The 5,324-nt window shown below is 64.9% G+C and carries 4 protein-coding genes; 3 read left to right on the top strand and 1 reads right to left on the bottom strand.

What is annotated here, in order from left to right:
* On the bottom strand, positions 1-399 hold a 399-nt coding region (locus tag M7H19_RS07995; protein WP_298179011.1), incomplete at its 3' end, for a hypothetical protein.
* A 995-nt stretch (positions 400-1,394) separates the two neighbouring features.
* Between M7H19_RS07995 and M7H19_RS07990 the strand changes: the two genes are divergently transcribed.
* The 3 genes from M7H19_RS07990 to M7H19_RS07980 all read left to right on the top strand — a co-directional run.
* The gene (locus M7H19_RS07990; RefSeq protein WP_298179009.1) at positions 1,395-2,054 is read left to right on the top strand and encodes a YoaK family protein; all 660 of its coding nucleotides are present in this window, start codon (positions 1,395-1,397) and stop codon (positions 2,052-2,054) included.
* A gap of 1,252 nt (positions 2,055-3,306) precedes the next feature.
* Positions 3,307-3,705: a YciI family protein gene (locus M7H19_RS07985; RefSeq protein WP_015786268.1), complete on the top strand. Its 399-nt coding sequence runs from the start codon at positions 3,307-3,309 to the stop codon at positions 3,703-3,705.
* 503 nt (positions 3,706-4,208) lie between these two features.
* The coding region (locus M7H19_RS07980) for a methyltransferase domain-containing protein (protein WP_298178996.1) at positions 4,209-5,324 on the top strand (1,116 nt) is incomplete at its 3' end.

The raw sequence follows: 5,324 nt of genomic DNA, 5'->3' as shown, positions 1-5,324 counted from the left end.
CCCCAGTCTCGGTATCAGGTTGGAGTGGACGCTCCGGTCATTCTCCTCGGTGAGAGGAGTCGCTGTCGTTCGGCAAGACGGGCGTCGCATGCCTGGCCATCGGTCCCACTCCCACAGCAGACGCTCACGCAGCTCATGGAGCCGGTCGACGGTGGCGACACCGGCCTCCTCGTCGGGTGCTTCGGAGTTGAACACCATGGACAGCATGACCGCGGCGTCGAGCCGGTGTATCGACAGCGCGACCGCGTCGAGCGGGGCGGTTTCCCCGTGCCCGGTGAGGACGGCATCGATGTCGAGCTCGTTCTCGGGCAGCCTAGCGAACTCCATCAGCCCGCCCAGCTGGTACGCCACCAACACCGAACGCGCGGGGTGTGCCGAATGTTGTGGCCGTCCCCGCATGCCATGGCGACGTTGCGGGGTCGGGTGGTCAGCGGGTCTAGTCGGACGAACAACCGGAGTGCTGGGTTGTTTCGTGGGGCAGCGCATGTGGGCGAGATGGGTGAGGTGTCCGCAACAGTGGCCGGGGTTCGCCGTTGTCGTCCCACAGAGCGTAATCGGCGATCTCAGGGACACCGTGTTCCCAGGTTCCTCTGAAGCTCCTCTGTAGGGCCTGGGTGAGTTCGGTGAGTATCGGTGGTACACAGCAGGTCGAAGAGAGCCTCGCGCACGGCTTGTCCCCAGTCGCGATCTCAATGAGTGCTGCGGGTTTGGGCTCGGGACCGCTCTCCGACGTGGAGGAGGGCTCGAGTGGTAGGCAGGTCAGCAGCCGTATCCGCGGCACGTGGCGGGGGCTGGGGTCGGGTTCCAGTAGGAACCGCAGCACCGCCTCGATCTTGTCGTCCTACCGCCTCCATCTCCCACTGAGATCCGCCTAGTCCAGGAGCCGCCAGGCGGCGTGCCAGAGTTCGTCTCGCACCGATCCCGTGTTCGTCCAGGCCGTGTCGATCGCTGTTCGAGCTTGGGTGCGAGCCGTTCGTCATGTGCTCACAGCATGACGTCCAGCAGCATCTCGCGGGCTCCGGCTGCCAGCCGTCACGGGATGCCGTGGAACGCGGTTTTCGGATCAGGGCGGCCGTCGCGTATCGCGCTCCCCATCCCCACCCGTGACGGGCGCGGTGGAACGCCCGATGCAGTCGTTTCCGTCTCACCCTCCTACGTTCGAGCGCCACGGAAGCGGTGCAAATCGCTGGTGGAACCGGTGTGCGGGACAGTTCTTCCGTTGCAGAGGTCACCGCTGCGGGGGCTGGCGTCGTTGCTCGGCCGTCACGGGTCGTGTCCACCCAAACTCGCGGACTTGCTCACCACACGACCTGCGTCGATGCGGTCCTGATCGGGGGTCCCCCGTGGGGTGATTCGAGCACCGGGACAGCTCCGGCACGGCCATGCTGCTCGATATGACGGTCGCCGAGACGAAAAGTTCCGTGAGTCGTCGGTGGACCGTCGGTTTGCTGTTGTTGCTGACTTTCGTCACCGGACTCGTGGACGCCGTGAGTTTCCTGGAACTCGGGCAGGTGTTCGTCGCGAACATGACCGGCAACATCACGTTCCTCGGTCTCAGCCTTCACCCCGACGCGCATGTCGAACCGACCACGCCGCTGGTGGCGTTGGGTGGGTTCGTCGTGGGAGCACTGATCGCCGGGCGGGTGGCGAACCGGTTCGACCGGGCCCCGCGGCGGTGGTTGCCCACGGCGTTCGGTATCGAGGCTTTCGTCATCGCCCTGGTGGCGGTGCTGGCCGTGGCTTTGGGAATCCAGAACGGCACGGTGCATCACCTCGGTGTCCATGACCTGACCACCACTGTGCTCACACTTTCCCTCGCCGGTGTCGTGACCGACAGTCAGATCGCCCGGGGTCCCATGGCGCGTCCGCATCGGCGGCTCGGGTCCATCGCCGCCATGTTGGCGGGAGCCGGTGTCGGGGCGCTGTTGTTGTTCGTGTCACTGAGCCTGGTGCTCGCCCTCACGGCGAGCGGCACCGCGGTCGTCGCCACCTGCTTCGCTCTGGTCGGCCGAGGCGCAGCTGACACGGACAACGATCAAAAACGCAACCGGTGACGCGCCACCGCCGGTGCATGCCCCGACCATCCCGGCCGGGATTGGGCGCAACTTCTCCACCTCGACGCCGCCCGAGGGTGCCGGTCGAGGTGACATCCCCGCGTTGAGGAGCGCATCACCTCGGCAGGCGGGCCGACAGGACATCGGTCGGTCGCACAGCCAGGACTCCGTCGCGTACCGCGAGCGGGCGCGCTCAACTCGGCCGGCTCCACACACGTGCGTCGTCGCACGGTGATGCGGTTCGTCGTCCCCTGCGGTTCGGGCAGGGAAGTCTCTTCTTTTCCAGGCTTACCTGCGGGTTTAGTTTCGCGAACGCGATACGCGAAATAGTTTATCGATACGCGATACCGTGAAACTAGGTGGCACACAATGGATGTTATGTGCCATCTGTAATCGGCACCCCTTTGCGCGCCGACACGCGAAACGAGGCTGCCTCACACGGGTGGGTGCCGAGGGCGCGAGAGGAAGTGCCCCCTGTCGGCGTACACGAAGGGGCCGGGGCGGGCCGCGACTATCGGGGCTCGAAGGCTCCGGGGGCGGCCACTGCGATCGGAGGCGCACGATGCATCCGCTTCGGCAGACTGTGCGCTGTTGTCGCGGGCATGCAGAAGCTGTCGACAGCTGGGGGCGACGAGGGGTCGGTGGCCCTACCGGCAGCGGGGCGGGGCCGATCCTGCGCCTCGATTTTTGGTGGTTTTGTCCGAATTTAGGACGAGTGTGGCCTCAAGGACCGGGCTTTTCTTCCGTCACCGTGACGAAATTAAGTCGATGGTCGGGACGCCTGAAATGATGGTTTGAGGTCCGGCTTGAGAGCTTGTCGCATAGCACTTCGCGCGAGCGCGCTCCGACAAAGGGGGCTACGGACGCCCGATGCCGTGGTTCGCCGAAACGGCGGGGCGGGTCCACTCGCGGCCGGGGCCACCGTGTTTCGGATTTCCACGCTGCGGTATCACCCGGTTCCCGGTCCTGCCCATCGATATCGCGAGGTGGGAGCATCCGCACGGCGGCGTGACTGCAGTATCGCCGTGTCGGTTCACACGCCGCATCGACGATGGGCTTTCTCGCCCGGCCTCTCCCCTCACCGGGTGAGGGCATCTTCTTCAACCCTGTCGAAGCCGACCATGGGCGATGTTCTCTCGCGGCACGGTGTGGGCATTCAGTGAAGTGACGGCCGTGGAGCACCACCTGACTTCGACCACCGAGGACACGGCATTGGATGGACAACCCGTGACGTGCGGGAGGAAGAGGCACCATGAAGTACTTACTGTTGAAGCACTATCGAGGCGGGCCGGCCCCTATCGGTGACTGGGTGCCGATGGGTCGATGGACCTCGGAAGAGGTCGACGAGCATATGAAGTTCATGCGCGACTTCGCATCCCGACTGAAAGAGACGGGCGAGTTCGTCGAGTCTCAGGCCTTGGCGCCTGAAGGCGCGTTCGTGCGCTACGACGGCGAGGGACATCCGCCGGTGACCGATGGCCCGTTCTCCGAGGACAAGGACCTCATCGCCGGATGGATGATCGTCGACGTGGACTCCTGGGACCGTGCCGCTGAACTGGCCGGTGAGCTCTCCGCCGCTCCCGGTGCGGGAGGCGAACCGATCCACGAATGGATCGAGGTTCGACCGTTTCTCACCGAGTCGCACACCTGACAGGGCACCGACGACAGGACATCCCCGCGAAGCGAGGTCGACAGCGCGTCTCTTCGTGCTTCATGACGGTGTGACAACACTGCGGTCCACGGTCGTCATGCCGTTCAACGTCCGTCACCGATGGCCTACCCAGCCAGGCCCTCCCGTGCTGCGCCGATGACATGTCGAGATCACGTGCTCGCAATGGCCGGTGTGCGGACTGTGTGAGGCTGTTCGCGATACGCATCGGTTTGGCTCTGCCACCCGGGCGTCGATGACGCTCGCAGCGACTGCAGCGCTCTCGTCGAGTATCACCCCTCCGTGAGAAGTCGCTTCTGGTCAGTGCGCACTTTTGGATTCGTTCACGCCGATTCTTATCGCTTGCGACTCATCCTCGACGTCGACACAGCCCGGCGAACCTAGGTTGAAAAACCGACGTCGACGTCCAGCGGGCATGGCTTTCCCAGCAACGCCGACGACATCGACGCAGTGTTTTCACCAACTGAATCGAACGGAGCCCGCACGTGACCACGACGAGCGCAGACAGTGCCCAGCTACGTGCCCGGTTGGTCGACCACTTGGTGGAGGACGGTTTCCTGCACGAACCACGGTGGCGTGAGGCGTTCCTTGCCATACCGCGGGAGGAATTCGTCGATCGGTTCACCGTGCATGACCCGACGGCCGGCCGGTGCACTCACCATGATCTGACCATGGATCGTGCTGGTGCGCTGGCCGCCGTCTACAGCGATGTCGCATTGGTGACCCAGCTCGATTCCGGTGGGACTGCCACGTCCAGCTCCACCACACCGTCGCTGATGGCGCTGATGCTGGAACGACTCGATGTCTACCCCGGATATCGGGTGTTGGAGATCGGGACCGGCACCGGTTACAACGCCGCGTTGCTGTGTCATGTGCTCGGCGATCATGCTGTCACCAGCGTCGACATCGACCCGTGTCTCGTCGAGCGGGCACGGACACGACTGGCCGGACTCGGGTATCGGCCCCGGCTGGTCGTCGGTGACGGTGCGCTCGGTGTCCCCGCGACGACCCACTACGACAGGATCATCGCCACCTGCGGCCTGCCGCGTGTTCCCGAAGCATGGCTGACCCAGGTCCGCCCCAGCGGGATCATCCTGGTCAATCTGGGCTTCACCTTGGCCAGGCTCACCGTCACAACCGATCACAGTGCCTGTGGTCGGTTCACCGACTACGCCGCTTTCATGTTCCGTCGCGCCGACCTCAGCGAGATCGCGCCGACCGTGCAGGACATCATCGCGGCCGCCGATCGCGACGGCACCACCTATCAGGCTCCTCTTCCACCCTTTCTTGAGGAAAGGTCCCTGCAGTGCTTGCATGCCATCGTCTACCCCCATGTGCGCCGGGTCATCGTGCACAGCGACGACGGTGATCTCTACTCGTTGAGCAATCCCGCCACGGGTGCCTGGGCGCGCGCCTGTCCCGAGCCCGGTGGGCAGGCGACCGTCGTGCACGGGGGACCTGGTGATCTGTGGCGGAACCTGTTGGATCTCGCCGCGTGGTGGGACGACCTCGGCCGTCCTGAGCCCACCCGTTTCGGGTTGACCGTGTCGTCGAACGGCGCGCACACGTTGTGGCTGGATCAACCGGATCGTACGGTGATG

It is taken from the genome of Saccharomonospora sp., from assembly GCF_027317685.1.
Classification (GTDB): Bacteria; Actinomycetota; Actinomycetes; order Mycobacteriales; family Pseudonocardiaceae; genus Saccharomonospora.
Note: the sequence above shows the minus strand (reverse complement) of the source record. Positions and strands in the feature narration are given on the sequence as shown.

Bases quoted from the DNA above. Each gene is read 5' to 3' on its own strand.
- M7H19_RS07990 (WP_298179009.1), top strand. From the start codon at position 1,395: ATGACGGTCGCCGAGACGAAAAGTTCCGTGAGTCGTCGGTGGACCGTC.
- M7H19_RS07985 (WP_015786268.1), top strand. From the start codon at position 3,307: ATGAAGTACTTACTGTTGAAGCACTATCGAGGCGGGCCGGCCCCTATC.